We start from the raw sequence: 26201 nt of genomic DNA on the forward strand, positions 1-26201 counted from the left end.
TCTCGGCCGCCGCGATACACGTCGCAGCGGCATTAGACAGGTGATAACATGCTTAAACTCAAAGATCCCTCGCTTTTCATTCAGCAGGCGCTGATCGGCGGCGCCTGGACCGGCGCCGCGGGCGGTGCCACGGTGACCGTCGACGACCCGGCTACCGGGGCGGTGATCGGCACGGTGCCAGATTGCAGCGCCGAGGATACGGAGCGCGCGATCGCCGCGGCGGCAGCGGCCTTCAGGACCTGGCGGCTCACGACAGCCGCCGAGCGGGCGCGCCTTCTTGACCGCTGGCATGACCTGCTGATCGAAAATGCCGACGACCTGGCGCTGATCATGACCTTGGAACAGGGCAAGCCGCTGGCCGAGGCACGGGGCGAAATCCTCTATGGTGCGACCTTCATTAAGTGGTTCGCCGAGGAGGCCCGCCGCAGCTACGGCATGACGATCCCGGCGCCGACGATGGACCGCCGCATCCTGGTCAGCAAGGAGCCCGTCGGCGTCGCGGCCGTTATCACGCCCTGGAACTTCCCCAATGCGATGATCACGCGCAAATGCGCGCCGGCGCTGGCCGCCGGCTGCACCGTCGTCATCAAGCCGTCGGACCTTACGCCCTATTCGGCGCTTGCGCTGGGCCTGCTGGCAGAACGTGCCGGCATTCCTGCCGGCGTCATCAACATCGTCACCGGCCTGCCGAAAATCATCGGTGCAACGCTGACCGCCAGTCCCGATGTCCGCAAGATATCCTTCACCGGCTCGACGGCCGTCGGTTCGCTGCTGATGGCACAATGCGCTCCGACGGTGAAACGGCTCAGTCTCGAACTCGGCGGCAATGCGCCCTTCATCGTCTTTGACGACGCCGATCTCGATGCGGCGGTGGAAGCCGCCATTGTGTCCAAGTTTCGCAACGGCGGCCAGACCTGTGTCTGTGCCAACCGGTTGCTCGTCCAGGCCGGCATTTACGATGCCTTCGCCGAAAAGCTCGCTGCACGCGTTCGGGCGATGCGTGTCGGTCCTGGTGTGGATGACGGCACCCAGATCGGCCCGATGATCAATGCCGCAGCCGTCGGAAAGATCAACACCCATCTCGATGATGCGATGGCGCTTGGCGCCAGAAACATCACGCCGCGAGACGATCTGCCGATGGGAGAGCGCTATGTCGCACCGGCTGTGCTGACAGGAGCGACCACTGCCATGCGCCTCGCCAGCGAGGAGACCTTCGGTCCGGTCGCGCCGCTGTTTCGCTTCGAAAGCGAGGCGGAAGCGATCGAAATCGCCAATGGAACGCCCTATGGTCTTGCCGCGTATTTCTTCACCGAGAACCTGCATCGCGCCTGGCGTGTCGGCGAGGCGCTGGAATTCGGCATGGTCGGCCTCAACACCGGCAGCGTCTCGATGGAAGTGGCCCCCTTCGGCGGCGTCAAGCAGTCCGGCCTCGGCCGGGAGGGCGGCCCTGCCGGCATGGAAGAATATCTCGAGGTCAAGGCCTTCCACGTCGGCGGCCTGAAGGCGCAGCCGATCTGACTGATAAAGGCGGGAGACGGACGATGAGCGAACGGATTTACGATATCGCCGTGATTGCCGGCGACGGTATCGGCCGGGAAGTCATGCCGGAAGGCATCAGGGCGCTGGAAGCAGCTTCGCGCCGCCACGGCTCATGCGCGCCATCGAGACCGTGCTGAGGGAGCCGAAGCTGCGCACCCGCGACCTAGGCGGTGCCGCCGACACCCAGACCTGCGGCAAGGCTATCGCCGAACTGCTGTCCTGACATAGCCTGAAAGGTTTATTCCATGTCCAACCTGATCGCCTTCCAGCTCGATAATCCCGGCACGCCGCGCGAGAGCAAGGCCCTGCCAGAGCGTCTGGTCGACGGTGACCCGTCCTATAAAACCTGGGAACAGGATAATGTCGATGACGGCCGTATCCGCTCGGGAATCTGGGAAGCCACACCTGGCGCGACCCGCTCGATCAAGGGCGAAACCTGGGAATATTGCACCATCCTCTCCGGTATCGTGGAACTAACCGAAGACGGCCACGCGCCTCGCCGCTTCGTCGCCGGCGATACGTTCACCATGCGGCCCGGCTTCGTCGGTACGTGGCGAACGATCGAGACCGTGCGCAAGCTCTGGGTGATCGTATCGCCGTGATCGGAGGCAGGCGTTCAACGCCCGCGCTCGGCCAGTCCCGCCGGCCCCTCGTCGGTGCTGTGCAGCGACATGCCGGCGTGATGACGACGGGTGCATGGCGCCAGAGCGGGTGATCGGTGTGCAGTGGTTCCGGATCGACCACGTCGAGGAAGGCACCGAAGAGGTGTCCGCGACGCTTGCAGAAAAATCGAGCGGCTGGCGAAGGCGATTAAACGCTCGACCTCATCAGTGCACGGATTTGCTCACCAGCGGGTAGGGATGCGCAGCCTTGAACTTCGCAATCATCGCCGCTGCCTGTTGCAATACGCGTTCGGAATTATGCAGATCATCACGGGCGAGCTCGTCGGCGTTGATACGTATCGCTTCAGCCATGCTCGTCGACATTGCTGCGAACTGACCGTAGCCTTCGATGAAAGCGTCCCTCGCTGTTTGCTCGAGGGCACGGGCGATATCGATGAAAATCTCCTCGCGCTCTATCACGTCAAGATCTTTGATGAAATCGTATCTCTCTTCCATTTTAGCCTCACTCTGAACAGACGTGCGGATAAAGACCGAGCTCATCAAGCCCCGGCCGCGGGGTTTTATCGCTGTAGGCGTGGTGCCCGACCGTGTCGAGCAGGGAAGATTGAACTCGGCCAACACGACGAGTTCGGCGTCGGCGGCGTAATCTCTACATAACCATCCACGGCCTGAGGGCGAGACACACTCATCCCTTGAGCCTAGGCGGCGGTGCCAGATACGGCCGCGGCCAGTGCCCTTATTGCGGAGGCATGGGCTGGTGTATGCGCCCGGGAAAGCAGGACGATCTCTGAGGGCGGCAATGGCGGCAGGCCGAACTCGGCACCGCGGTCGGGCAGTCCACGGGCGCAGATATCTCCCATCGGTGCGACGCCGGCCTCTGCAAGAATTCCCTCGTGAAGCGCCGCGCAGCTGCCAGCGCTGAAGGCGTCGCGCCAGGCCACGCCGGCCCTTCGAAGCTCGGCCACGGCGATTTCTCGAACCCCGCATCCGGATCCGAGAGACACCAGCGGGACGGCGCTGTTCGAGCTCGGCCGCCAACCGGGTGCCGCTCGCCATCCGAGCCTGTCCGAGCGCAGGATCTCGCCGTCGGAACCACCGCCGTTCCGCCGGATGATGGCGGCGTCCGCATGCCCCGACGCGAATGTATCCTTCACATCGAGCGAGAAGCCGACGCTCACATCGATCACCGCGTTCGCGGGAAGCGACAAGCGAATTGCCTTTATGGCGGCCGAGAGGCGTCCGCCGATCGCGTGGTCGCTGGCAGCGAGCGAGAAATGCAAAGGTGTTTCGTCGCCGAAGGTCAGCGCCTCCTCGTGCTTGGCAAGCAGTGCTCGCGCCTTCGGCAGGAAGACCTTGCCGTCCTCCGTCAGCCGCAGGTGTCGCGGCGTGCGGTCGATCAGCCGCCTGCCGATACGCTGCTCCAACGTCTTCAGCTTCTGGCTCACGACGGGCTGCACGGTTCCTGCCGCCTCGGCGGCTTTCGTCAGGCTGCCAAGCTCGACGGAGAGAATGAACAGACGGACGCTTTCGAGGTCAATCATATGAAATCACTATGGCTGGAATATTTATGGGCATCTTCTCATTATGGTGAAACTTGCGCAAGGTCTTCGGGCAACAAGGAGACGATCCGATGCCGATGATCAAAGCCCGCTACACGAAACCCCGGGACGAACGCGATCCCAAGCACGACATTGCCGCTATGCTGTCGCGCGTTACCGCCGAAATCCTGCATAAGGATCCTGCTGTCACTGCTGTCCTCGTCGAGAGCGCCGAATCCGATGACTGGATCGTTGCCGGCTCGAGCGTCGCCGACCTGAAGCTCGGAACCTTCTATGTCGAGGTCTCGATCACCGAGCACACCAACCTCAAGGACCAGACGACCGCGTGGGTCCAGCGCGTATACGACGAGATGAATGCGTTGGTCGGCCCGGTGCATGAGGCGAGCTATGTCCTGGTCCATGCTGTCGATGGCGATGCCTATGGCTATGGCGGTCTGACCCAGAATCTGCGATGGGCGCGCAAGCACGGATAAGCTCAAGGCCAAAGAATGCCGTGAGAAAGGGGAGGGCGACATGCCGACTTACGAACTGGCAGCCGTGGGCGCCGCAACCTGCTGGGCGCTGACGGGACTTTTGTCTGCGAGACCAGCCGGTCATCTCGGGGCCTTGGCTTTCAACAGGACGCGGCAGCTCTTCGTCGCCTTTCTCCTCGGCCTCTACGTGCTGGCGTCGGGCACATGGCGGGAACTGCAGACCGAAATGCTGTGGCTCCTCCTCCTGTCCGGCTTCATCGGCATCTTTATCGGCGACACGCTTTTTTTTACCTGCCTGAACCGGCTGGGGGCGCGCCGCTCGGGAATCCTGTTCGCCCTCAACGCCCCTATGGCCGCGCTGCTCGGCTGGCTGGTGCTCGGCGAACAGCTTTCCGGTGCTGCTGTCGTTGGTATCGCCCTGACGCTCTGCGGCGTGTTGCTCGCGATCCTCTTCGGCAAACGCAAGGCGCAGCTGCACGAATCGGAGACCGTGAAAGGACCGCTTTGGTTGGGTGTGCTCGTCGGCATTCTGGCCGCGCTCAGCCAGGCGGTTGGGTCCCTGATCGCGAGGCCTGTCATGGCGAGCGGGGTCGATCCCGTTGCTGCCTCGATGCTACGCGTCGCGGTCGCCGCCCTCTGCCTGACGGCGCTTACTCAGTTGCCCATCGAGGCGGTTCTGCCCAAAGGCCCTCTGACCAAGAGCGTGTTCCTCCAAACGGCCATGACGGGTATCATCGCCTTGGCCTTCGGTATGACGCTCCTTCTTTTCGCGCTGTCAGGCGGCAAGGTCGGCATCGTCTCGACGCTGTCTGCGACGACGCCTGTGATCATCTTGCCGATGCTCTGGCTGAAGACGCGGGAAGCGCCTGCATCGGGTGCCTGGGCCGGTGCAGCACTCGTCGTGGCCGGAATGGCGCTGATCTTTTGGAAATAGGCTAAGCCTGGGTTTAGCTGCCGCTCAATGCGAAGCGCTGGAACGAGCTACTCCGCAGACAGAGGACCACCCTTCTCCAAAAGACCTAACAACCGCATCTGAAAATGAAAACAGGCCTCGATTTGCGAGATTGCGACAAACTCATCTGGCTTGTGTCCTTGATCCATATCTCCGGGACCGCAGATCAAGGTCGGAATGTCGAGGCCTTTTGCAAAGAGCCCGCCTTCGGTTCCATACGCCACCTTGATTGTCGGCAACCCGGTGCCCAGAAGAGCCGAAACACAGGCGATCGTTGGACTGTCGATAGGTGTGTCGAGGCCGGGATAGCCCGACAACGTGTCGATACGGATGGCCGCCTCCGCGAAGCGATCGCGATAGGGCATGGCAATGGCATCCGCATCTTCGACGATCGTCGCGAGAATCGCATGGGGGTCGTCGGCTGCGATGTTGCGTATCTCGAAATCGATCTCGCATGACGCAGGAACGATGTTGAGCGCTTCTCCACCGCGCATGAGACCGGCATGGATCGTCGTGTAGGGAACCGAATAGGCCGCGTCGCGTGCCCCGCGCGAGGCGAGTTCCGCCTGCCGCACCTGCAGTTGCTGCACGAAGGCGGCACCAAGGTGCAGCGCATTCAAGGCGTCGGGCGCCAGCGCTGAATGCCCGGCCCTGCCTGTACAGCAGGCGCGAAGCGCCGTCTTGCCCTTGTGACCGGTGGCGAGCCGCATGCCCGTGGGCTCCCCGACGATACAGAAGGCGGGACGAAGCGGCTCGCGTGCAAGACTGTCGATCATTCCCCGCACGCCGAGGCAGCCCACCTCTTCGTCATAGGAGAGTGCGAGATGAAGAGGGCGTTGCAAATCACGCTTCGCGGCCTGCATCATGGTGTGGATCGCAACGGCGACGAACCCCTTCATGTCCACGGCGCCCCGGCCAAACCAGCGCCACGCATCCTCGCGCAAAACGAATGGGTCGGAAGTCCATCGCTGGCCGGTTACGGGGACCACGTCGCTGTGGCCGGAGAGTACGACCCCGCCATCGACCTCCGGGCCGACCGTTGCCCAGAGATTGGCCCGCGTTCCATCCGGATGTGCGAAGCGACGGACCGTTATCCCTAAAGGAACGAGCAGGCTCTCGACATAATCGAGGAGGGCGAGGTTCGACTGCAGCGAGACCGTCGGGAAGGCGATCAGCCGCGAGAGGATGTCGCGTATTTCAGGCGACATGTGTCATTCGTCTCCGGGCACGCCGTAGGAGGGCGCACTGCGAGGATCGAGCGCCCTCGTGACATATGCATCCATCTGCGGCCTGTAGACTGCCCACGCCTCGACGAGCGCCTTGATCGGGCAGGCCGTCGTCCAGTCGATGCGCAGTTCGGCAAGCGGCCAACTCTGCTTGTCGACAACGAGAAGACCTGCCGAATGCACCGGCCCGGCCTCGCCGCCAGCCGCTAGTCCGGCCACGAGCGCGCCGACAAGGCGATCACCAAGATGACCGGACGACGTGCGGAAACTGTCGATCATGGCTTGCGGCACGCCGGCATGGGCGAGCAGATTGCCCGCCGCCGCGACGTTCCGATCCTTCGCCTCGCTCCATCGGCCCAGCACATTGGGACCGGAAAAGATCGCGCTTTCGCCCGTCCCGTCGACGGCCAGAACCTGCCTCCAGGCCATATGGCTACCCGTCCGCTCGACGATCGTCAGCGCCTCGGTCGGCGTTGCACCACGCTCAATCAGGTCGAGTGTGCGCGGGCCGAGCCTGGGGTCGGTAACGTTCTGGCTGCAGACGGCGCCGACCCCGGCACGCGCATGCGCACAGCGCGCGGCTACCGCAGGGGAGGAGGAAGAGATGGCGAGGCCGAACATCCCGGTTTCCGGGCAATGGCCGACGATGGAAAAGGTCATGGTGAAGCCTCCTTCGGACGGATCCGGCGTTCGTTTCAGTCGGGAATGACGGCCGTGGCATCGATCTCGACGAGCCATTCGGGGCGGGCGAGCGCCACGACGACGAGACCGGTGCAGACGGGGTTTACGCCGCGAATGTAGTCGCCCATCGTGCGGTAAACCGCTTCGCGGTGGCGGACGTCGGTCAGATAGACAACGAGTTTCGTCACATGCTCGATCCGGCCGCCGCATTCCTCGATCAATTGGCGGATGTTCTGCATGACCTTGTGCGTCTGCTCGACGGGGTCGTGGCTCCCGATGTTCTTTGCCGTATCGAGGTCCTGCGGGCACTGGCCGCGCAGGAAGATCGTGGTGCCGCGCGCGACGACAGCCTGTGCGAGATCGTTGTCGAGCTTCTGTTCCGGGTAAGTTTCTCGGGTGTTGAATTTGCGGTGGCGGATATGGGCCATGGGGCTCACCTTTCTGTCGTTGAGGTCGGCCGGCGGCGAGATTCGCTGCCGGGAATAGGGGTCAGGATCGCGGTTGCGTCGCGATCATGGCCGGGCGGGCTTCATAGCTGGCGTACCATGCTGCGAGCGGCGTGCGGCCGGACCGCCAGTCGATATCCGGGAAGCGGAAATCGAGCCAGCCGAGCGCGCAAGCATAGCTCACCGTGCCGATGTCCAGGGTCTCCGGCGCCGGCAGGTCGCCCAGCATGTCGTCGACTGCATCGACGATCTTCTCGCTCTGCTTTTCGATCCAGGCGGGCCAGCGAAGGTTTTCCGGGCGAAGCATTATTTCGTAGCGCACCAGAAGCGCCGCATCGACGAGGCCATCGGCCAGGGCCTGGCGCCGAAGCGCCGTCCAGCGCTTGGGTCCCGCCGGGGGAAAGAGTTGAAGGGCTTCAGGGCCGCTCTCCGAAGCCTTCAGCGTGTCCAGATATTCGCAGATAACCCGGCTGTCATAGAGGACAGTGCCGTCTGAAGTCCGGGCCGCAGGCACTTTGGCCAGGGGATTGAATTCCTGTATGCGGGCGTCGCGTTCAACCGGGTTTGCCGCGCTTTCTAGGATGTCGATCCTGTCTGCGAAGCCGAGTTCGTGAGCACAGACCATCACCTTGCGCACGAAGGGGGAGGCGGGCGCCCAGAAGAGCGAGATGCGGTTCATGGTCATGCCTCCAGCGGCATTTCGAGGACGATCTTGCCGAAATTGCCGCCACCCTCGAGCAGGCGGTGAGCTTCTTCCGCCTGCGCAAGCGGCAGCACGGCGCAGATGACAGGGCGGACGCGGCCTTCTCCGAGAAGCGGCAGGATATGGCGCGTGACATCTCGTGCGATCGCAGCCTTTTCCGCGTCGGATTTCGGCCGCATCGTCGAGGACGTCATCCAGATGCCCTTGCGCATCAGCTGCCCCAGATCGACCGGGGCCACCGCACCGGTCATGAAGGAAAGGCCGACATGCCGGCCACCCGGCGCCATGATGGCGAGATGGCGGTTGACAGCCGCTCCGCCGAGGATGTCGAGCACCACATCGACGCCGCGGCCTCCTGTAAGCGCGTGGATCGCCTCGTCCTGGCCGGGCTCGCGATAATCAACGGCGCACGCGCCCATCGCGGCGATCCGCGCACATTTTTCGGGTCCGCCGGCCGTCGCTATGACCTTTGCGCCGACGCTTTGAGCGAGTTGCAGGGCGAGCGTGCCGATTCCGGATGCCCCGCCCTCGATCAGGAGCGTCTCTCCGGAGCGCAACGCGCCCCGGTCGAAGAGATTATGCCAAATGGTGAACAATCCCTCCGGAAGGGCGGCGGCCTCCGTGAGCGACAGTCCGGTCGGGATCGCCAGGCACTGGTCGGCGCGCGCGCAGACATGCGTCGCGTAGCCGCCAGCCTTGACCAGCGCCATGACGGCGGTGCCCACGAGAGCTGGGTCGACGGCGTCCCCACATCCAACGATGCGCCCGGCGACTTCAAGCCCCAAAATGTCGGAGAGACCGACAGGCACCGGAAGCGCGCCGGATCTCTGCATGAGATCGGGCCGGTTGACGCCGGCCGCTGCGACCGAAATCAGCACTTCACCCGCCAGCGGGCGGGGTACAGGACGCTCGACCACGGTCAGGACGTCCGGGCCGCCCGTGGTCGTGGCGATCACGGCGGTCATGGATTTGTCGAGGGGCAAGGGCGAGAGGGACATGGGCTCGTCTTTCGAATCTGAACGGCTGGCAAATCTGGAACGGCTGGCATTTTCTGGCGGCAGAATCGTCAGGCCGCCTTTTGCTCGACCAGTTGCTTCATCGCGGTCAGCGCCAGCAGATAACCATCGGCGCCAAGGCCGGCGATCACACCGGTCGCGGCCTTCGAGATAAAGGAGTGATGCCGAAACGGCTCACGCTTCCAGATATTGCTCATATGGCATTCGAGGATCGGGCCGGGGAACGCGAGCAGCGCGTCGAGGATCGCAATCGATGTGTAAGTGAGCCCGGCCGCGTTGATCAGCAGACCGTCGTGGCTCTGCCGGGCTTGCTGGATCCAGTCGATGATCACCCCCTCGTGGTTCGATTGGTGGAAATCGAGCGCCATGCCAAGTTCCGTCGCTTTTGCGCGGCAGGCCGCCTCGATCTGCGGAAAGCTCTGCAGGCCGTACGTGCCGGCGGGGTCGAGTCCGTAGAGATTGGCATTGGGCCCGTTGATGAACATGATCTGCGGCATGGTTCTTCCTGTCGCTTGGTTGGAATGGCAGGCGGTGGTTCCGTCCGGCATTAATCGGTGTGCTAAACCTTTTCGTAAGCAACGTAATTCCGCTGCACCACGATGTGCGTCGCGATGTATTTTGCGTCGTACCAGCAGCCGTAGATGAAGGAGGAGGCACGGTTCGTGAGTTCGGGAAGGCCAAGGAAGTAGATGCCCTGTTCGGCCGAAATGCCGCGCTTGTGGAACGGCGTGCCGTCCGGGTGAAAGGCATTGACGTCGAGCCAGCTGAAATCAAATTTGAAGCCGGTCGCCCATATGATCGTCTTGATACCTGTGGCAGCGAGATCGAGACTGCGAATGGGTTTGGCGATGCAATCCGGATCGGTCGGGATAACCCACGCCTCCGGTTCCGGCGGCAAGTTGATGCCGGTGCGGTCGATATAGGCATCCGCTTCCGCAAGTACCTCTAGATAAGCGCGATCGCCTTCCGCGATGTTGGCGGCGAGATCGTCGGCGATTGTCAGGACGCCGTCATCATAGGTTTCGGTCATTCCGACCACGGTAACGCCCATGGCCGCGAGGCGACGAAAATCCATGGTCTTGCCGCCGTCGTAACCGCTGACGGCAAAGGCGACATGCTTCTTTTTCGCGATGATCTTGATCTCGTCCCATTTGCCGAGCACGCCCAGCCACCAGACATAGTCGCGTTGCCGGTACGCTCGTGGCGGACGATAGTGCTCCCCGATCGAGAGATAGACCTGACGTCCGGCGCGTTGCAGCTCCTCGGCGATCTGCGAGCCGGAAGCGCCGCCGCCAACGACCAGAACGGCGCCATCGGCAAGCTGACCCGGGTTCTTGTAGGCGGAGGAGTGAAGTTGGTCGATACCTGCATCCTCCGGTACGATCCGCGGGTATTGCGGCACCTGAAACGGACCGGTCGCTGCCACGACGCGCTGTGCTTCGATCTGTCCCGCCGAGGTCGTGACGAGAAAGCCTGGACGACCCTTGAGGCGCTCGACGCGTTTGACCTCGACACCGGTGCGGATCGGCGCCTCGATCATCTTGGCGTAGTCCTCGAAATAGCGCGCCATCCGCTCCTTGGGCGGGAAAGTGTCGGGATGGATGTCATCGAATTCGAGGTTCGGGAACCGGTCGTGCCAGGCGGGACCATTCGCGACAAGCGAATCCCAACGGCCCGAGCGCCATTGCTCAGCGACGCGGTTGCGTTCGAGGACGATATGGGGAACGCCGCAGTCCCGGAGATGCTCGCTCATGGCGATCCCGGATTGGCCGGCGCCGACGACGAGAGTGTCGATAGTTTCGATGGTCATGGTCATGTCCTAAAAATGGTCGGTGCGACCGGGTGCCCGGTCTGAAAACGTGGCACGGGAAAAAGCGCGGAACGAGCGGACTCCCGCTGTTTGAAAGCGCGCGTTTTCCACTCCGCCCGGCCGGGATGGCCGGGCGATGATTTGATCTTTGTCGATTGCTGCGTCTGATCTACTTCAGGATTTCTGGAAGAGCCGTCGATAATGAGGGGACGAGCACAAGCAGGATCAAGAAGAGAAAGAGGGCGATCAGGAAGGGCATGTTCGCCTTGGCGACCTTCATGACATCCTCGTTGCCGATCTTCGCCGCCACCAGGAGCGCGATGGCGACCGGTGGGGTGACCTGCCCGATAACGACCGTCGTGACCATGAGCACGCCGAAATGCACCAGATCCACGTCCATTATCATCAGGGATGGTAGAAGAACCGGCATGATCATGGGGATGAGAGGGTCGAGCACCATGCCGGCAATCAGGGCTATCAGAAGCAGCGCGAAAATCTTGAGTGTCGTGTTCTCGAACGGGAAGACGGTTTGAAGTCCGTTGGCAAGTGCCGCGGGAACACCCGCCTGCGAGAGCGCCCAGCCGAGCGCCGTCGAGAAGCCGACGACCATCAGCACTTCGCCCGTCAGGATGCAGGAATCCACCAATGCGCGGCGCATGTTGGAGAGCGTCAGCGTCCGGTAGACCACCGTGGACAGCAGCAGGGCGTAGGCAACGGCAAAGGCGCCGGCCTCGGTTGCGGTGAACACGCCGAACATCAGGCCGAAGAGGATGAGACCTGGCATGCCGAGCGGCAGGATCGCGTGCTTGCCGGTGCGGATGACCTCCGTCCATTCGAAGGTTCCCATCGCCTTCCAGCCATTGCGGCGAGCGAGGATCGAGATGGTGATCATCATCGCGACGGCCATCAGCAGGCCGGGGATGACGCCGGCCAGGAAAAGGGCGCCGAGTGAGGTGCCGGTCACCGCCGAATAGAGGATCATCGGTGAGCTCGGCGGAATGAGAACGCCGATGCCAGAGGAGGTCGCGGTGACCGCGCAGGCGAAGGGGCCCGGATAACCGTGCGCCTTGAGCTTCGGGATCGTGACCGAGCCGCTGCCGGCAAGATCTGCGACCGACGTGCCGATCATGCCGCCGAACATCACGCTGGCGATCACGTCGACATGGGCGAGGCCGCCGCGCATCCACCCGACCAGGGCGACGCCGAAGTCGAAGAGCTTGTCCGCTATCCCCGTGGCATTCATGATGCCGCCAGCCAGAATGAAGAGCGGCAGGGTGATGAGAATATAGTCGCCGACGCCGCCAAGCGTCTGTTGCGGAAGGGCCAACGCCCAGCCGCCGCTGAAGGCCAGGAACAGCAGGACCGACGCCGCCAGCGAAATCACGATAGGCAGGCCGATCAGGACGAAGACGCAGAGCGCGAGAAGTATCAGGGCCGCGAGACCGAGCATCAGTCCTTCTCCCTTTCGAAAATGTTGAGTGTGGACGCGATGCCGAGCCCAGCGCAGGTTGCGAGGATTCCGGAAATGGCGACCGACTTGGAAACACCGAGGATCGGTGATCGGTCATTGCCGAAAATACCGAGATACTGCCACGCAAGGACGGCGACGGATGCAAGCACGACAAGCGAGAAAATCGACTGGAAGACTGCAAGCCTGCGCTTGGACGCGCCGCTCAGTTTCTGCGTCCAGATGGCGCAACTGATCAGTTCGTTCTTCAAGCCGGCAATGGTGATGCCAAGGGCGCCGAGCCACATCAGAAGCGCGGTCACGATTTCCTCGGTCCAGGGAAGGGGCTTTGTAAAGAGGTAGCGGCCAAGAGAATTGGCAAGCACCAGCGCGACGAGGACGGCGAGCAGGACGATTGCGGCGGTCTCGACGAACCACTGGAATCCGTCGCGCAGCTTGGAGCGGCGCGTTATGTCCTCGCTCAGGATTTCGCTCGGGGTCGGAGCGTCGATGTCTTTCATCGTTCGCTTCCTTCCGAGACAAAACCCTCGAACAATCGGCCATAGCCCGGGCGCGCGCCTGCGACGCCTGTCAATTCCAGGCAGTGCCAGAAGGAGGCTTGGTTGGCCGAGATCACGGGTTTGCCAAGCCGCTCCTCGAGCGCTTCGATTGCGCCGACTGTGCGAAAGTTGGTGCAGGATACGAAAATCGCGGTGGCGTCAGGATGATCGACGGATAATACGTGATCGTAGACTTGCTCGATCGGCACTTCCGCTAGCGCGTGGTCGTCCGAGATGTTCAGGTGGTTGCTCTTGACGACGGAGTGGCCGTTTTCTTCCAGGAAGCGGATGGCCCGTTCGTGGATCTCCGGCAGATAGGGTGTAGCAAGCGCAACCTTGCCGGCTTTCACCCGTTTCAGTGCAGCAAGCGTAGCCGTAGATGCTGTGGTGATTTTCGGACCTGGTACCCAGCCCTTGATCTTCTCGATCAGCGCCTTGTCATAGGCGGTGCCGTGTAGAAAGGAAGCGCTGGTGCCGCCGAAGAGAAGAACGTCGATCGGTGCTGCACCAGCCATGCGCGCGGCCGTTTCGAGTTCCGGCGCGTTCATCATTTCCTCGATGCCCTGGACGGTGACCTTCGGAAGCTTGATACGAGCGGTGTGGGTCGAGACGCCTTCCGCCGACATGGCCCACATTTCCTCTTCCATGACCACGCTGGAAGCGATGTAGATCAGGCCGATCCTTGAGCGATTGCCCGAGCCGTCGTAGCGAAAGCGCGGGTAGACCCCGGCTTGCGCCGGAGTCGGGTTTGATGCAGCGGTCAACGAAGGGTCTCCTCGACCTGTGTCATGAATTCGGGCGTGACAACCTCAGCAATTTTCATGCGAACGGGAGCGGCGGCGGCCTGGAAGGCAGCGATGTCGGGCTTCGTGACCGTCACACCCGCCTTCTCGAATTCGGCGACGAGGTTGGCGTCGCTGTCGTCGGACAAGGTGCGGGTCTTGTCGACCCCGACCTTGGCTGCGGCCTTCACCTTTGCCTTCAGGTCGTCCGAAAGGCTGTCGAAAGCCGTGCCGTTCATGACCAGAGTGATTGGAGTGTAGATGTGGTTGGTGAGCGAAATGTAGGGCTGCGTTTCGAAGAGCGAGAATTCCTTAACGACCGAAAGCGGGTTTTCCTGCCCGTCGATGACGCCTTGCTTCAGACCCATGTAGACTTCGCCCAAAGCGAGCGTGGTGGGAGCAGCGCCGAGCGTCTGGAAAGCCATGATGCGGGTCGGGCTGTTCGGCGTGCGGATTTTGAGGCCGCTCAGATCTGTCGGTGTCTTGATTTCGCGCTTTGAATTCGTGATGACGCGGACGCCCAGTTCGCCGAAGGCGAGGACTTCGAGGTTCGCTTTTTCCTTGAGGGATTTGGCCATGATCTGCCCGAGTTCGCCGTCGAGCATGGCGCGTGCCTGCTCCTTGCCGGAGAACAGGAAGGGCGTGTCGAAGACCGAGAACTTGCTGTCGAGTGCGGCCACCCCGTCCGATCCCAGCGGGATGACTTCAACCGCACCGGCGCGGATGAGTTCGGCAAGCGCATTTTCGTCGCCAAGCGATCCGCCGTCGAAAAATTCGATGGCGAAAGCATCGCCGGTGGTCTTCTTCAACTCGTCGCGAAAGGTCGCGAGCATGACATTGGTCGGGTCACCGCTGGTGGTTTCCACAGCCAAGCGCATTTTGGTTTCAGCGGCTGCAAGATCGGCAGAAATTACGCTGGCAAGAACGCCGAACGCAAAACCCATTTTCCTCATTACGGACATGTCGGTCACCCTCTCTTATTGTTGGTGACCAAGTATCCCGGATCGCACAGGAAAAGTTCAAGACGGCGAATGACTATAAAATAGGCAATAAGTTGCTTTATTCCGGCTACTTTTCGGGCTGCTGTTGAATAGTTGGGACCCATACCCCACCTCGATCCCCAGCATAGGATTTTCCTATCTCGAACGGCAGGTTTAATAGCTTTCTCGATTGCATCGCTGCGTTGACAATAAGCTTCTCAGGGAGCGAACATTCCACCGGTGGCGAAGGCCTTGCGCATGTAGTCGGCGAACGCCTGCACTGCGGGCCTGAACTCATGACGCGCCAGCCGCAGAAAAGTTACTGTTGCAGGTGGTAGTGGCTCCGAGATCGGGAGAATTGCGATCTTGCTGCCGTCATACCCGACCGTCGTGCGCGGCAAGACATTGTGGAGCGAGTAGCCCTGATTGTGGCCCACCAGGCCACGGATCAATTCTGAGGAGCGGGTCCTGAAGGCGACTTGCGGGCTCAACCCGCATATCTCGAATAGACTGAAGAAGTAGTCGCGCGAATGCGGCAGGTCCAGCAGGATGAATGGCTCGTCCTCCAGCTCGGCGAGGCTGATGTCCTTGCGACCGGCGAGCGGATGATTGGCGGAGACAAGTGCGTAAGGCGGCAAATCTGCAAGCTTCTCACCCGTGATCTCGTCCGGAACCGCAAAGTGGTAGGACAGCGCCAACTCCGTCCGTCCGGAGATCAGATGGCTGATCATTTCCTGCTGATCGCCTTCTTCGAGCTTGACGGAAATTCCAGGATAGCGGCGCGAAAAGCCCGACAGCAGTGACGGCATGAAACGGATCGCGAGTGTTGGAAAGCTGCCCACAACGATTTCGCCACGCAAGGCGTCACCCAGCGACTGCGCGTTCTGGGCGAAATCCCGAGCATGATTGAGAAGGAGGCGGGCATCATTGACGAAACGTTGCCCCGCCGCCGAAAGCGTTACACCACGGGCATGGTGCCGGACGAACAGCTGGATGCCAAGCTGTGCCTCCATCTGCGCCAGCGCCGCTGAAATCGACGGTTGAGAGACATTCATACGTCTGGCGGCTTCCGTGATGCTGCCGCAATCGGCCGTCTCGACAACGTAGCGAAGGATCCGAAGCGACAAGTCCATAAGCGAATACTATCCCGTCGGGTTGGAAGCCAAGGCTCGCCGATATTATGAAATGACCGGTCAACGGTCCAGCTTGAAACGAGCGCCAATCTCTCAGGCTACTTATGTGACGCCTGTTGACATATCCACTCCAGGGGGATAGGTAGTTTCTTATGAGCACGGAAGAACACGAACATCGCCACGATACGCATCCCGACATCGTCAAGCGGCTCAAGCGGGCCGAAGGCCACCTGAAAAGCGTCGTCACCATGATCGAGGCTGGTAAGCCATGCCTCGACATCGCCCAGCAACTTCATGCGGTGGAAAAGGCGATCACCAATGCGAAGCGAACCTTGATCCAGGATCACCTGGATCACTGCCTGGAAAATGCCGTCGGCGCTCTCGGACGCGAACAGCGTCAGACGATCGACGAGTTCAAGACCATCACCAAATACCTCTGAAAACCGGTCGCCCGCCATGCTCTTCGTCCTGAAGAACCGCACCTATCGTCATCTCTTCCTTGCGCAGGTCGTCTCCTTGCTGGGCACGGGGTTGGCAACCGTCGCGCTCGGCCTGCAGGCGTTCGAACTGGCGGGCGGAAATGCAGGGGTGGTTCTCGGAACGGCGCTGGCGATCAGGATGATCGCCAATGTAGTCGTCGCCCCGATCGCGACCGCGTTTACCGAGCAGTTTCCGAGAAGGGCGATGCTGGTGACGCTGGACCTCATCCGGGCCGCCGTCGCGCTCTGTTTGCCCTTCATCACCGGCATCTGGCAGGTCTATATCCTGATCTTCTTGCTCCAAGCCGCGTCCGCCGCCTTCACGCCAACCTTCCAGGCGACCATTCCCGACGTCTTGCCCGACGAGGACGATTATACGAGCGCGCTCTCCCTCTCGCGTCTGGCCTACGATCTGGAAAAGGTCGGCAGTCCGCTTCTGGCAGCGGCTCTTTTAGCGTTGATGAGTTACCACAATCTCTACCTCGGCACCGTTGTCGGCTTCCTCGCCTCCGCCAGCCTCGTCGTCTCGGTCCTGTTGCCCGATCCGAAGCCGGGTGAACCGCGAAGCATCTACGACCGGACGACCCGCGGCATCCGCCTCTATCTGACCGTTCCCCGCCTGCGTGGCCTGTTTGCGCTCAATCTTGCTGTCGCGGCAGGAGGCTCCATGGTCTTTGTCAACACGGTCGTGCTCGTTCAGGGGACATTGGGCCTCGGGGAACGCTATACCGCAATGGCCCTGGCGGCCTTCGGGCTGGGATCGATGCTGGCGGCGCTTCTGTTGCCGGGCCTGTTGAAGAAGATCGATGATCGCCCCGCGATGCTGACCGGAACGGTGGTGCTGGTCGCAGCCCTTCTCGTCGGCCTGTTCACGGCGTCCTATGCCGGGCTGATCGTCGTCTGGGCCATCATCGGCGTAGGATATTCTCTCGTCCTGACGCCGTCAGGCCGGATATTGCGGCGGTCCGCCGCGCCAGAAGACCGGCCAGCCCTGTTCGCAGCTCAGTTCGCGCTGTCTCACGGATGCTGGCTGATCACTTATCCGCTGGCGGGCTGGTTCGGCGCAACGGCCGGCATCCCGGCAACCTACCTCGGCCTTGCGATCATCACCGCTCTTGGGGCCACGATCGCAGCACTGCTCTGGCCAGGGTCGGAGGAAGACGATCGTCATGTTCATCGCAATCTCGCCCCCGACCATCCGCACCTTGCCGGCGCAAAGGCGGTCTCGGGCGGTCATGAACATGCGCATCCCATCCGCAAGGATTGCTACCACGCATGATTGATCCTCTCGCGGCTTGACGGAGTGGGAGGCAATTTCGCCGCTTAACTCGTTGAACCGAGGTGTCGTCATTTCGGCTCGGGCTGCTCAGGAACCGATTATCTAAACAATGGCATCATCCATCAGATCCCTGATGCGACTACTCGATAGCGACAGCCAATCGGAGAGGACATCGACAGTGTGTTGTCCAAGCGTCGGCGGGGGGCGGCGGATTTCAAGCGGGGTGTCGGAGAGCTTCATCGTTACCCCTGCGGTCGAGACCTTGCCGGCGACCGGATGGTCGATCTCAACGATCTGGTTGCGGTGACGCAGCTGCGCGTTTTCGACCACCTCGTCAATCGTCGCGACCTTGGTGCAGGGTACACCAGCGTTGCCGATAAGCGCCAGGACCTCGTCCGTATCCCGCGTGCTCATCCATGCCTGAACGATGCCTTCGATCGCAGCCGCGTTCCGCAAGCGGGCGTCAACGGTCGCAAACCGGGGATCGACGACAAGCTCCGGCTGTCCCATTGCATCGGCAAGCCGTCGGAATAGCGGATTGGTTCCCGATAACAGGAGCACAAAATCGCCTGATGCGGTTTTGAACACGTTGGCGGGAGAGGAGTAGCGATCGCGGTTGCCCGTGCGGGTCAACGTCTCGCCCTTGTTCAACTGCGTCGGGATTGCCGTCGTCAGAAGGGAAACGGCGCTGTCGAGCAGGGACACGTCGATCATCTGGCCCTTGCCGGTCAAGTGGCGGGCGTTGAGCGCGCCGAGCGTTGCCGTCACGCCATACATGGCCGTCATGTAGTCGATGTAGAAGGTTCCGGCGAGGTAGGGCGGGCCGTCGGGTGAACCCGTCAACCCCATGAGGCCGCTCATGGCCTGGGCGATGCCGTCGAATCCCGGACGCTGGGCATAGGGACCGTCCTGACCGAAGCCGGATAGCCGCGTCATGATAAGACGGGGATTGATGGCGCTGAGTTCTTTCCAGCCGCAGCCCATCTGCTCCATCGTGCCAGGGCGAAAGTTTTCGAGCAGGATGTCGGCTTGCCTCACCATATCGCGCAATAGCTCCTGCGCGCGCGGATCGCGGAAGTTCAGCGTCATCGAACGCTTGTTGCGGTTCAGCGCCATTCCGTACAGGCTCTCTCCGCCCTGGAACGGCGGGAAGTGCCGGCTGTCATCGCCCGATCCCTTCTTCTCGACCTTGACGACATCGGCGCCCATATCGCCGAGGATCATGCCGCAGTGCGGACCGGCGATGAAGCGGGTGAGGTCGAGCACCTTAATGCCCTGAAGCGGGGACGTCATACTGAAGATCCTTGTCAGTCGAGAATCGGCGCCTCGCGTTGCCGCGAGGTGTTGTCATCGATCACGCGCTTCTTGCGCCTAATGGCTGGTGAGCCGTTGCGGCATACGCCCACCGACGATCATGGAGACGACCTCGTCGTGCTCGACGTCCGCACGGCGCACCGTACCCACCATGCGGCCGGTCTTCAGCACGGCAATGCGATCGGCGATCTGAAAGACGTGCTCAAGATTGTGGCTGATGATAAAGACGGCGTAGCCCTTGTCGCGCAGTCGCTCGATGAGTTCCAGCACGAGGCGGGATTCTTCCACGCCGAGCGCGGCCATCGGCTCATCCATGATAATGAGTTTCACGTTGCGGTCGAGCAGAAGGCGTGCGATGCCGATCGCCTGGCGTTGGCCGCCGGAAAGCGCGCGCACCATCTTCGTCATGTCCGGCGTCTTGAGACCGAGCTCCTCGAAGAGCGAGATGGTCTGGCGGCGCATTTCCGCGTGGTCGAGCGAGGGAATGGCGCCGAGTACGCGGCGCTGGATCTCACGTCCCATGAAGATGTTTTCCTGCGGCGTGAAGACATCGACCAGCGCAAGGTTCTGGTGCAGTGTTTCGATGCCCTTTTCGCGGGCGATGGAAGGTGCCGTCATGAAAACGGGCTCGCCTGCAATGCGGATCGTGCCGCTCGTTGGTGTGACGACGCCGGAAATCATCTTGATAAAGGTGGATTTTCCCGCGCCATTGTCCCCAACGAGAGCCATCACCTCGTTGGGGAAGATGTCGAGATCGATATTGCTGTTGGCGACATGGCCGCCATATTGCTTCGTAAGGCCACGGATCGAGACGAGGGGGGCGGCGATGGCTGCACTACCCGCGCCCGCGGGCTGCATCTCTTGGCGAACGCTCATAGGAAAATCCTCTATTGTCTTGTTATGCGCGGGCGTAGCCTCATCGTACGCCCGCCACATCCTGGAAGGTCACAGGCCGAGGGCGGCCATGTCGACGGGAGGAACGATGCGCAGCTTCTTGTCGGCATCGAAGAACTGCGACAGGTTTTCCTTCGTCACCATCGGCGAGGCGAAGACGATCTCCTTCTTGACGTCCTTCTGCTGAAGGATGGCGGCGGCGACCTCAATCGCTTCCGCACCGAAGGTCGGGTAGAGGAACGAACCACGCAGGCGGTCGGCCGCGATCATCTCGAACGTTTCTGTCGTGATGGCGTCGTAACCGGTCAGCCACATCTCCTTGGCCCGGCCGGCTTCCTCGATGGCCTGGAGAGCGCCCTTGGCCATGTTGTCGTTGTGGCAGTAGACGGCATCGATCTCCTTGTTGGCCTGCAAGAAGTCCTGCATCAGCGTCAGGGCCTCGGTGCGGCTGTAATTGGCGATGCCCTGTGCCACGACTTCTATGCCGCTGTTGGCGTCGACGATTTCACGCCAACCCTTGCCGCGTGCCTGATTGACAAGCGAACCGGGCTTACCTTCGATCTGCGCGACCTTGCCGCTGCCGTTCAGCGCCTTCAGATAATATTCGCCAGCGGAGCGTGCCGTGCCGAACGTATCGGCGGCGAGATGTGCATTGAACTGGCCGTCGCCGGCGAGCGCCGAACTCATGACGATGATTGGGATTCCGGCGTCGTTGAGAGCCTGGACGCCCGGCTGTACCGCCTCGGCGTAGTAGGTGATCATCACAACCGTATCGACGCCGCGCACGGCGAGGTCTTCGAGGTTGCGGATTTCCTGCGCGGGGTTTTCCCGTGCGTCGGTGACGCTGACTTCGAAGCCATGCTTTTCGGCTTGCGCCAAGAGATCCTGCCGCTGGGCCTTCAGCCACTCGTCGGTTGCGTAGGACTGCGAGAAGCCGATCTTCTTGCCGGCGAGTGGCTGCTCGGCACGCGCGCTCGTCACCACGTAGGGAGCACCGAACGTGCCGAGGACGGCCGCGCCAAGGCCCGCTTTCAACAGGCTGCGGCGGTTCAATGCCAATGCGTCTTTCAGCGTCAGGATCTTGGTCATTCGAGTCTCCTCCTCATTAGACCTTCGAAGAAAAATCAGATGTTCAGCGCTGTCGGTTGCGCATGTCGCTGATGACGACGGCAACGACGATGATTACGCCCATCGCCAGCATCTGGACGAAGGGGGACACGCCGAGCAGGTTGAGCAGGTTCGTGATGATGGCGAGGATCAGCACGCCGAGTATGGTCCCGGTGACGGCACCAACGCCGCCGTCGAAGGACGTGCCGCCGATCAGCGTTGCGGCGATCGCGTCAAGCTCGAACAGGTTGCCCGCATTCGGCTCGGCGACGCTGACGCGGCTGACGAGAATGAGCCCGGCAATGCCCGCAAGCAGGCCTGACAGCGCGTAGACCTGGATCTTGATGCGATCGACGCCGATACCGTACACGCGAGCGGCATCCTCGTTTGCGCCGACGGCATAGACGTGACGGCCCCAGCGGGTGTGTTTCATGACGTAGGCGAGTGCTGCCCAGAGAGCGACGAAGAGCACGACGGGTACCGGTACAACCCAGATGTAGCCGGAGCCGAGCCAACGGAAGGCCGCGTCAGCGCCTTGCGCATAGATGTCGCCGCCATCCGAATAGAGATAGATGCAGCCGCGGGCGAAGATCATCATGGCCAGCGTAGCGATGAAAGGCTGGAGCTTCAGCTTGGTGATGAGGACGCCGTTGACGACGCCGAGCGCTGTCGTGACCACAAGGGCCACGCCCCAGGCAATCGGCGAACCGCTGCCGGCAAGTGCAGCCGCCGTCACCGCCGCAACGCCGACCAGCGAGCCGGCGGAAAGGTCGATGCCGCGGCACAGGATGACGACGGTCATGCCGATCGCGACCACGCCCACCATGCTTGCGCCGCGCACGACATTCAGGATGTTCGTCGAATTCAGGAAGTGCGGCGAGGCGATGCTCGCGGCGATCACCAAGACAAGGAAGGTGATGACGTGGCTATAGTTCAAAAGGAACAGCCCGGCCGTGCGCAGGTTTGTGGTGGATGACGATTTCGCCACCGGCTTCGAACCGATCTCGACGTTGGACATGATGTTCTCAGCTCCTCAAGAAAGTGTCATTCGCCGCCGTGTGGGATGAGGGCGTGATGTGGATCGACCTTGCGCCGCAGGATCGCCAGTTCCTCAGTCGTCGGGGCCTGTGTCGTGGGAATGCCGTCCGTATCGATGGCAAAGCCGGTCGAGTTGAGGACGTCGTGCGGGTCTATACCCGGGTGGATGCTGCGCAGCCGGGCTTGGCCGGCGGCGCGGTCGAATTCGAAGATGCATTTGGGCGTGACGATCCATTCCGGGCCGCCCATTGTCAGGCCAAGCGCCTGGCGACCCGCGTCTCCGCCCGGATAGCCGACGCCTGAAACATAATCGACCTTCTCGACGAAGCTGCGCACCTCATGGTGCGGCATCATGATGTATTCGCGGCGGAAGCAGGTCATATGCTCAGGCAGCAGGATCGAGCCGACGAGGCGAACCTTCGGCTTGTTGAAGTCGCCGACACAGGTGCTGTTGATGTTGCCGGCGCGATCGACCTGGACGCCCGAGCCGAAGCCGAAATCCACGTCGCCGCGGCGCACCGCATAAGGGCCGGGATAGGTCTCCATCTGCGCTTCGCAGGGCAGGTTTTGAAGCCCGCTGTCGAATTCCGCCGAGGGCAGTTCGCGGATTTCAGAGAAAACCGGGTTTATCGACCAGCCGGCAAGCAGAATCGTCAGGTTCGGGGCATGCGTCTGACGGGCGAACTCCATCGCGGCAAGCGGGATACCGGTGATGTAGAGTGCCGCCGCGCCGCCGGTCGCAAGGCCCGTGAAGCCGACTTCGCCGTCCTTGAAGCTCTTGGCGAGCACGACGGTGATCAGTTCCTCGATCGTATAGGGAAGGGTGCTCATGCTGGGAGCTCCACATTGCGAAGGGCAAGCAGGCGCTCGACACCAAGGGCTTCGAGATAGCCGGCATGACCACCCGGTGGATGAACAGTGCTATCGAGATAGTCCGCGAACGTCTCCGGTGTGCCGGAGGCTGTCGCATAGTCGCGGAAGGCGTCCTCGTCACAGTCGTAAATACCGAGCAGCGATGTTGGATGCGCGCCGAAAGGCACTTCAACGATATGGGTAGTGCGCAGCGCAGGGATTTCGACGAGGTCGGGCCGCTTGCGCATTTCTCTTCCAGAAACGATTTTTTCGACGGTCACGATAATGGTGTCGCAAGACCGCGTATGCGTGATGTCGACGCTTTGCGGCAGCATCTTGCGGTCATGGAAGGCGACGTTGCCATATTCGTCGCCCATGACGGCGTGCACCACGACCACATCAGGTGCTGCCGGCGGGACGGCCCAAAGCCTGGCGCCGGTCACGGGGCAATCGAACGGGACGATGTCCTTGTTGTACTCGACGATGCCGCTGCCGCCGAGAAAGGTGCACGGCCAGAAGGGGATTCCCTCCTGGCTGGCGCGAAAGCGGTCCCACGCGATCAGTTCCGGATAGTCGACCGTATCGAGCGTACCTGCCTCCGCCGCACGGCGGAAGTTGCGGGCGAGGCCGAATTTTTCGAGACCGACATAGGATGTCTCGATGCGCGAGACACAGCCCGCGCCGATCAGCAGGTCCGCCTCGATGGCGTTTACGACGCCCACGATCGTCAGGTCACGGCGGCCCTGGCGCACGAGTTCCCGCGCGAAGGCCATCGGTCGTTGATAGATCGCAAAGCCCCCGAGCGTCAGGCGCTGGCCATCCTTCACGATCGCCGCAGCTTCCTGCAGCGAGGTCAGTTTGGACGTTCGTCCCACGGATTTCCTCCTGGCCATCCTCCTCGACGGCCCTGTGCCGGATTGATCTCAACAACGAAAAACACTACTGTGAGATCGATCTCATATGGGATCGATCTCACAAGTTGGAGAGCTTGTCAACCGCCGCGGTTGCCATCTTTCTCAAAGCGTGATTGGAGTTGCACAGAATTTGTGCGGAGAGGTTCGCTTGATGGTGGAACGCGTCGTTCCAATTCCTTCGGCCAGACGGCCGACGTTGATCGACATCGCAAGGGAGTGTGGGCTTTCCCGCGCGACGGTGGCGCGCGCGCTTTCCGGCAAGGGTTACGTCGATCTCGATCGCAGGCGGCTTATCCAGGAGACGGCCGACAGGCTTGGATATCGCACTTCGACGATCGCCCGGGCGCTCAGAACGCAGCGCACATCGTCTGTCGGCGTGCTGATCGCCGATATAACGAATCCGATCTTTCCGCAGATCGTGAAGGGCATCGACGAGATCGTCTCCAGCGACGGCCATACGATCTTTCTGTCCAATACCGACGAAGATCCGCAAAAGCAGGTGGCGATCGTGCGGTCGCTGCTCGACCGGCAGGTGGACGGCATCGTCATGGTGTCGCAGACGCTCGCGGACGAGACCTTGAAACTGCTCGAGCATGGACCGCCCTGCGTCTTCGTCAACCGGCGGCCCTATGAGGGCGTCGACTATGTCGGCCCGGACAACGAGCAAGGCATCGAGCTTCTGCTCACTCATCTTCGCGGCCTCGGCCACCAGCGCATCGCCTATGTTTCCGGCCCGTCGCATTCCTCCACGTCGCGCGAGCGCCTCGCCCATTTCCGTGTCTCCATGGCGGCGTGCGGGCTGGAGGTGGACGAACGGTTGGTCTTCGCTGGCAACTATTACAAGGAAAGCGGTGCGAAGGCGGCAGAAGCCTTTATGGCCGTGACGCCGCGACCGACGGCGATCCTTGCGGCAAACGACTTCGTCGCACTCGGTATCGTCGGCTACCTCCACAGCATCGGGCTCAACACGCCCGCCGATATATCCGTCACCGGCTTCGACGACATGTTCGACTCCAGCCTGATGGAAACCGAAGCCCTGAAGGTCGAGGGACTGACCACCGTCAATCAGCCGAAGCGCCACCTCGGGCGGGCGGCCGGCAAGCTGCTTCTCGAAAGGCTGGGCGCGCCGGACGCGCCGGGGCGCAAGGTCATTCTGCCGACCGAGCTGCGTATCCGTCATACGACCGGGCCTGTGCGGAAGGGATAGCGCTTCCTTCATCCCGCCTGCCTTGTCGATGGTGCTTCCACCAGCCACTCCTTGAGGACTTCGTCTGTATGTTCTCCGAGCAAGGGCGCCGGACGGGCGATGCGGCCGGGTGTGTCATGCAGCGTCACGGTCACGCCATGGGTCGTGTAGGTGCCGACCGTCGGATGGTCGATATCGATGATCTGCCGGCGATAGCGCAATTGCGGATTTTCGGTCACCTCGCCGATACCTGCGACCTTGGCACAGGGCACGCCGGCCTTCTCCATTGCTTCTACGACGGCGCTAGAGGAATGCAGGCCTACCCACTGCTGGACAATCGCCTCTATCGCCTCCTGGTTTGCCAGGCGGGCATCGGCGGTTGCAAAGCGCGGGTCATCAAGAAGATGGGCGAGGTCGGCGGTCGCCACGAAACGGCGGAAAAGCGAATTGGTGCCGGCGGAGAGGTAGACCCATTCTTCGTCGCTGCACTGGAAGCTGTTGACCGGAGCGGTGTAGCGGTCCCGGCTGCCCATGCGCGTCATCGACTGGCCGAGCTGCTTGAAATCGGGAATGGCGCTCATCAGCAGGCTGGCGCTCGTTTCCAGCAGGCTCGTTTCGACGACTTGGCCCTTGCCGGTCTGGCGTCGGGCTTCCAGTGCACAGAGCGTGCCGATCGTGGCATAGAGGGCGGTCGAGTAATCGACCATGAAGGTGCCGGCCATGGTGGGCGGCCCGTCGGGTTGACCGGTCAGATTCATGATGCCACCCATGGCCTGGGCGATGACATCGAAGCAGGCGCGATTGGCAAAGGGGCCATCCTGGCCGAAGCCGGAAATGCGCACGAGGATCAGGCGGGGATTGATGGCCGACAGCACGTCCCAGCCACAGCCCATCTTTTCGAGCGTGCCGGGGCGGAAGTTCTCTATGAGGACATCGGCCGTGGCGGCGAGCCGGCGTAGCGTCTCCTGATCGACCGGATCGCGGAAATCGAGATCGACGCTGCGCTTGTTGCGGTTGAACGACAGGAAATAGGTGCTCTCGCCGGCGATTTTCGGCTGGTTGAGGCGTGTGTCGTCTCCGGTACCGCGCTTCTCGACCTTCACCACGTCGGCACCCATATCGCCGAGCTGCATGGCGCAGAAGGGACCAGCGATGAAGCGGGAAAGATCGAGAACGCGAAGGCCGGCGAGCGGCGGGGTAGAGGTCAT

28 protein-coding genes and 2 pseudogenes are annotated in these 26201 nt (G+C 62.0%); 8 read left to right on the forward strand and 22 right to left on the reverse strand.

From position 1 onward, the window contains the following. Window positions 1-48 precede the first annotated feature (48 nt). The 3 genes and pseudogenes from B5M41_RS21715 to B5M41_RS21725 all read left to right on the forward strand — a co-directional run bounded on the left by B5M41_RS21715 (window position 49) and on the right by B5M41_RS21725 (window position 2141). Window positions 49-1518 (forward strand): NAD-dependent succinate-semialdehyde dehydrogenase, encoded by a 1470-nt coding sequence (locus B5M41_RS21715; RefSeq protein ID WP_134650542.1) that lies wholly within the window; start codon window positions 49-51, stop codon window positions 1516-1518. Window positions 1519-1541: 23 nt separating this feature from the next. Beyond that, window positions 1542-1649, forward strand: a pseudogene (locus B5M41_RS21720) (tartrate dehydrogenase); the annotation flags it as partial. A gap of 135 nt (window positions 1650-1784) precedes the next feature. Next, complete coding sequence (locus tag B5M41_RS21725; protein ID WP_134650543.1) at window positions 1785-2141, forward strand: cupin domain-containing protein; 357 nt, start codon at window positions 1785-1787, stop codon at window positions 2139-2141. Here the strand turns inward: B5M41_RS21725 and B5M41_RS27175 are convergent. The 3 genes and pseudogenes from B5M41_RS27175 to B5M41_RS21740 form a co-directional block, all read right to left on the reverse strand. After that, window positions 2062-2301: pseudogene (locus B5M41_RS27175) on the reverse strand (hypothetical protein); the annotation flags it as partial. The gene B5M41_RS21725 and the pseudogene B5M41_RS27175 overlap by 80 nt on opposite strands. Before the next feature lie 65 nt (window positions 2302-2366). Further along, window positions 2367-2657, reverse strand: coding sequence for a hypothetical protein (locus B5M41_RS21735; protein ID WP_134650545.1), 291 nt, complete (start codon window positions 2655-2657; stop codon window positions 2367-2369). Between the two features lie 203 nt (window positions 2658-2860). Continuing rightward, window positions 2861-3703, reverse strand: a complete 843-nt coding sequence (locus B5M41_RS21740) for a LysR family transcriptional regulator (RefSeq protein ID WP_134650546.1) — start codon at window positions 3701-3703, stop codon at window positions 2861-2863. Between the two features lie 89 nt (window positions 3704-3792). On the opposite strand from B5M41_RS21740, the gene B5M41_RS21745 reads away from it, so the two are divergent. After that, on the forward strand, window positions 3793-4194 hold the full coding sequence (locus B5M41_RS21745; protein ID WP_134650547.1) for a tautomerase family protein: 402 nt from the start codon (window positions 3793-3795) through the stop codon (window positions 4192-4194). 40 nt (window positions 4195-4234) lie between these two features. Further along, a complete protein-coding gene (locus B5M41_RS21750; protein ID WP_134650548.1) occupies window positions 4235-5128 on the forward strand; it encodes a DMT family transporter in 894 nt (297 codons plus the stop codon). 47 nt (window positions 5129-5175) lie between these two features. Here B5M41_RS21750 and argE read toward each other — a convergent pair whose 3' ends face one another. The 12 genes from argE to B5M41_RS21810 all read right to left on the reverse strand — a co-directional run bounded on the left by argE (window position 5176) and on the right by B5M41_RS21810 (window position 15930). Then, window positions 5176-6354 carry an acetylornithine deacetylase gene (gene argE, locus B5M41_RS21755; protein WP_134650549.1) on the reverse strand — a complete coding sequence of 393 codons (1179 nt, stop codon included), beginning with the start codon at window positions 6352-6354 and terminating at the stop codon, window positions 5176-5178. Between the two features lie 3 nt (window positions 6355-6357). Next, window positions 6358-7032, reverse strand: a complete 675-nt coding sequence (locus B5M41_RS21760) for a DUF1028 domain-containing protein (RefSeq protein ID WP_134650550.1) — start codon at window positions 7030-7032, stop codon at window positions 6358-6360. Window positions 7033-7067: 35 nt separating this feature from the next. Beyond that, window positions 7068-7481, reverse strand: coding sequence for a RidA family protein (locus B5M41_RS21765; protein ID WP_134650551.1), 414 nt, complete (start codon window positions 7479-7481; stop codon window positions 7068-7070). Between the two features lie 61 nt (window positions 7482-7542). Beyond that, window positions 7543-8169 carry a glutathione S-transferase gene (locus B5M41_RS21770; RefSeq protein ID WP_134650589.1) on the reverse strand — a complete coding sequence of 209 codons (627 nt, stop codon included), beginning with the start codon at window positions 8167-8169 and terminating at the stop codon, window positions 7543-7545. Between the two features lie 11 nt (window positions 8170-8180). Then, complete coding sequence (locus B5M41_RS21775) at window positions 8181-9200, reverse strand: NAD(P)H-quinone oxidoreductase (protein ID WP_209020885.1); 1020 nt, start codon at window positions 9198-9200, stop codon at window positions 8181-8183. 68 nt (window positions 9201-9268) lie between these two features. After that, on the reverse strand, window positions 9269-9715 hold the full coding sequence (locus B5M41_RS21780) for a type II 3-dehydroquinate dehydratase (RefSeq protein WP_134650552.1): 447 nt from the start codon (window positions 9713-9715) through the stop codon (window positions 9269-9271). 62 nt (window positions 9716-9777) lie between these two features. Beyond that, window positions 9778-11028, reverse strand: a complete 1251-nt coding sequence (locus B5M41_RS21785) for a flavin-containing monooxygenase (RefSeq protein ID WP_134650553.1) — start codon at window positions 11026-11028, stop codon at window positions 9778-9780. A 169-nt stretch (window positions 11029-11197) separates the two neighbouring features. Continuing rightward, window positions 11198-12478: a TRAP transporter large permease gene (locus B5M41_RS21790; protein ID WP_134650554.1), complete on the reverse strand. Its 1281-nt coding sequence runs from the start codon at window positions 12476-12478 to the stop codon at window positions 11198-11200. After that, window positions 12478-12996, reverse strand: a complete 519-nt coding sequence (locus B5M41_RS21795; protein WP_134650555.1) for a TRAP transporter small permease — start codon at window positions 12994-12996, stop codon at window positions 12478-12480. Before B5M41_RS21795 ends, B5M41_RS21790 begins: the two co-directional genes overlap by 1 nt. Next, window positions 12993-13799, reverse strand: coding sequence for a maleate cis-trans isomerase family protein (locus B5M41_RS21800; protein WP_134650556.1), 807 nt, complete (start codon window positions 13797-13799; stop codon window positions 12993-12995). The genes B5M41_RS21795 and B5M41_RS21800 overlap by 4 nt, the downstream gene beginning before the upstream one ends. Then, window positions 13796-14695: a TRAP transporter substrate-binding protein gene (locus B5M41_RS21805; RefSeq protein ID WP_160872488.1), complete on the reverse strand. Its 900-nt coding sequence runs from the start codon at window positions 14693-14695 to the stop codon at window positions 13796-13798. The genes B5M41_RS21800 and B5M41_RS21805 overlap by 4 nt, the downstream gene beginning before the upstream one ends. 320 nt (window positions 14696-15015) lie before the next feature. Further along, window positions 15016-15930, reverse strand: coding sequence for a LysR family transcriptional regulator (locus B5M41_RS21810; protein ID WP_134650558.1), 915 nt, complete (start codon window positions 15928-15930; stop codon window positions 15016-15018). Between the two features lie 152 nt (window positions 15931-16082). On the opposite strand from B5M41_RS21810, the gene B5M41_RS21815 reads away from it, so the two are divergent. After that, window positions 16083-16370 (forward strand): metal-sensing transcriptional repressor, encoded by a 288-nt coding sequence (locus tag B5M41_RS21815; protein WP_134650559.1) that lies wholly within the window; start codon window positions 16083-16085, stop codon window positions 16368-16370. Between the two features lie 16 nt (window positions 16371-16386). After that, on the forward strand, window positions 16387-17688 hold the full coding sequence (locus B5M41_RS21820; protein WP_134650560.1) for an MFS transporter: 1302 nt from the start codon (window positions 16387-16389) through the stop codon (window positions 17686-17688). Window positions 17689-17790: 102 nt separating this feature from the next. Here the strand turns inward: B5M41_RS21820 and B5M41_RS21825 are convergent, their stop codons facing one another. The 6 genes from B5M41_RS21825 to B5M41_RS21850 form a co-directional block, all read right to left on the reverse strand. Further along, on the reverse strand, window positions 17791-18981 hold the full coding sequence (locus B5M41_RS21825; RefSeq protein WP_134650561.1) for a CaiB/BaiF CoA transferase family protein: 1191 nt from the start codon (window positions 18979-18981) through the stop codon (window positions 17791-17793). A gap of 78 nt (window positions 18982-19059) precedes the next feature. Continuing rightward, complete coding sequence (locus B5M41_RS21830; protein WP_167719245.1) at window positions 19060-19878, reverse strand: ATP-binding cassette domain-containing protein; 819 nt, start codon at window positions 19876-19878, stop codon at window positions 19060-19062. A 69-nt stretch (window positions 19879-19947) separates the two neighbouring features. Continuing rightward, window positions 19948-20985 carry a substrate-binding domain-containing protein gene (locus tag B5M41_RS21835; protein WP_134650563.1) on the reverse strand — a complete coding sequence of 346 codons (1038 nt, stop codon included), beginning with the start codon at window positions 20983-20985 and terminating at the stop codon, window positions 19948-19950. Between the two features lie 43 nt (window positions 20986-21028). Further along, on the reverse strand, window positions 21029-22021 hold the full coding sequence (locus B5M41_RS21840; protein ID WP_134650564.1) for an ABC transporter permease: 993 nt from the start codon (window positions 22019-22021) through the stop codon (window positions 21029-21031). A gap of 26 nt (window positions 22022-22047) precedes the next feature. Beyond that, complete coding sequence (locus tag B5M41_RS21845) at window positions 22048-22872, reverse strand: CoA-transferase (RefSeq protein WP_134650565.1); 825 nt, start codon at window positions 22870-22872, stop codon at window positions 22048-22050. Then, a complete protein-coding gene (locus tag B5M41_RS21850; protein ID WP_167719248.1) occupies window positions 22869-23768 on the reverse strand; it encodes a CoA transferase subunit A in 900 nt (299 codons plus the stop codon). Before B5M41_RS21850 ends, B5M41_RS21845 begins: the two co-directional genes overlap by 4 nt. A gap of 190 nt (window positions 23769-23958) precedes the next feature. Between B5M41_RS21850 and B5M41_RS21855 the strand changes: the two genes are divergently transcribed. Further along, on the forward strand, window positions 23959-25014 hold the full coding sequence (locus B5M41_RS21855) for a LacI family DNA-binding transcriptional regulator (RefSeq protein WP_167719251.1): 1056 nt from the start codon (window positions 23959-23961) through the stop codon (window positions 25012-25014). An 8-nt stretch (window positions 25015-25022) separates the two neighbouring features. Here B5M41_RS21855 and B5M41_RS21860 read toward each other — a convergent pair whose 3' ends face one another. Next, the gene (locus tag B5M41_RS21860) at window positions 25023-26201 is read right to left on the reverse strand and encodes a CaiB/BaiF CoA transferase family protein (RefSeq protein ID WP_134650568.1); all 1179 of its coding nucleotides are present in this window, start codon (window positions 26199-26201) and stop codon (window positions 25023-25025) included.

The organism is Shinella sumterensis, from assembly GCF_004514425.2.
GTDB classification, from domain to species: Bacteria; Pseudomonadota; Alphaproteobacteria; order Rhizobiales; family Rhizobiaceae; genus Shinella; species Shinella sumterensis.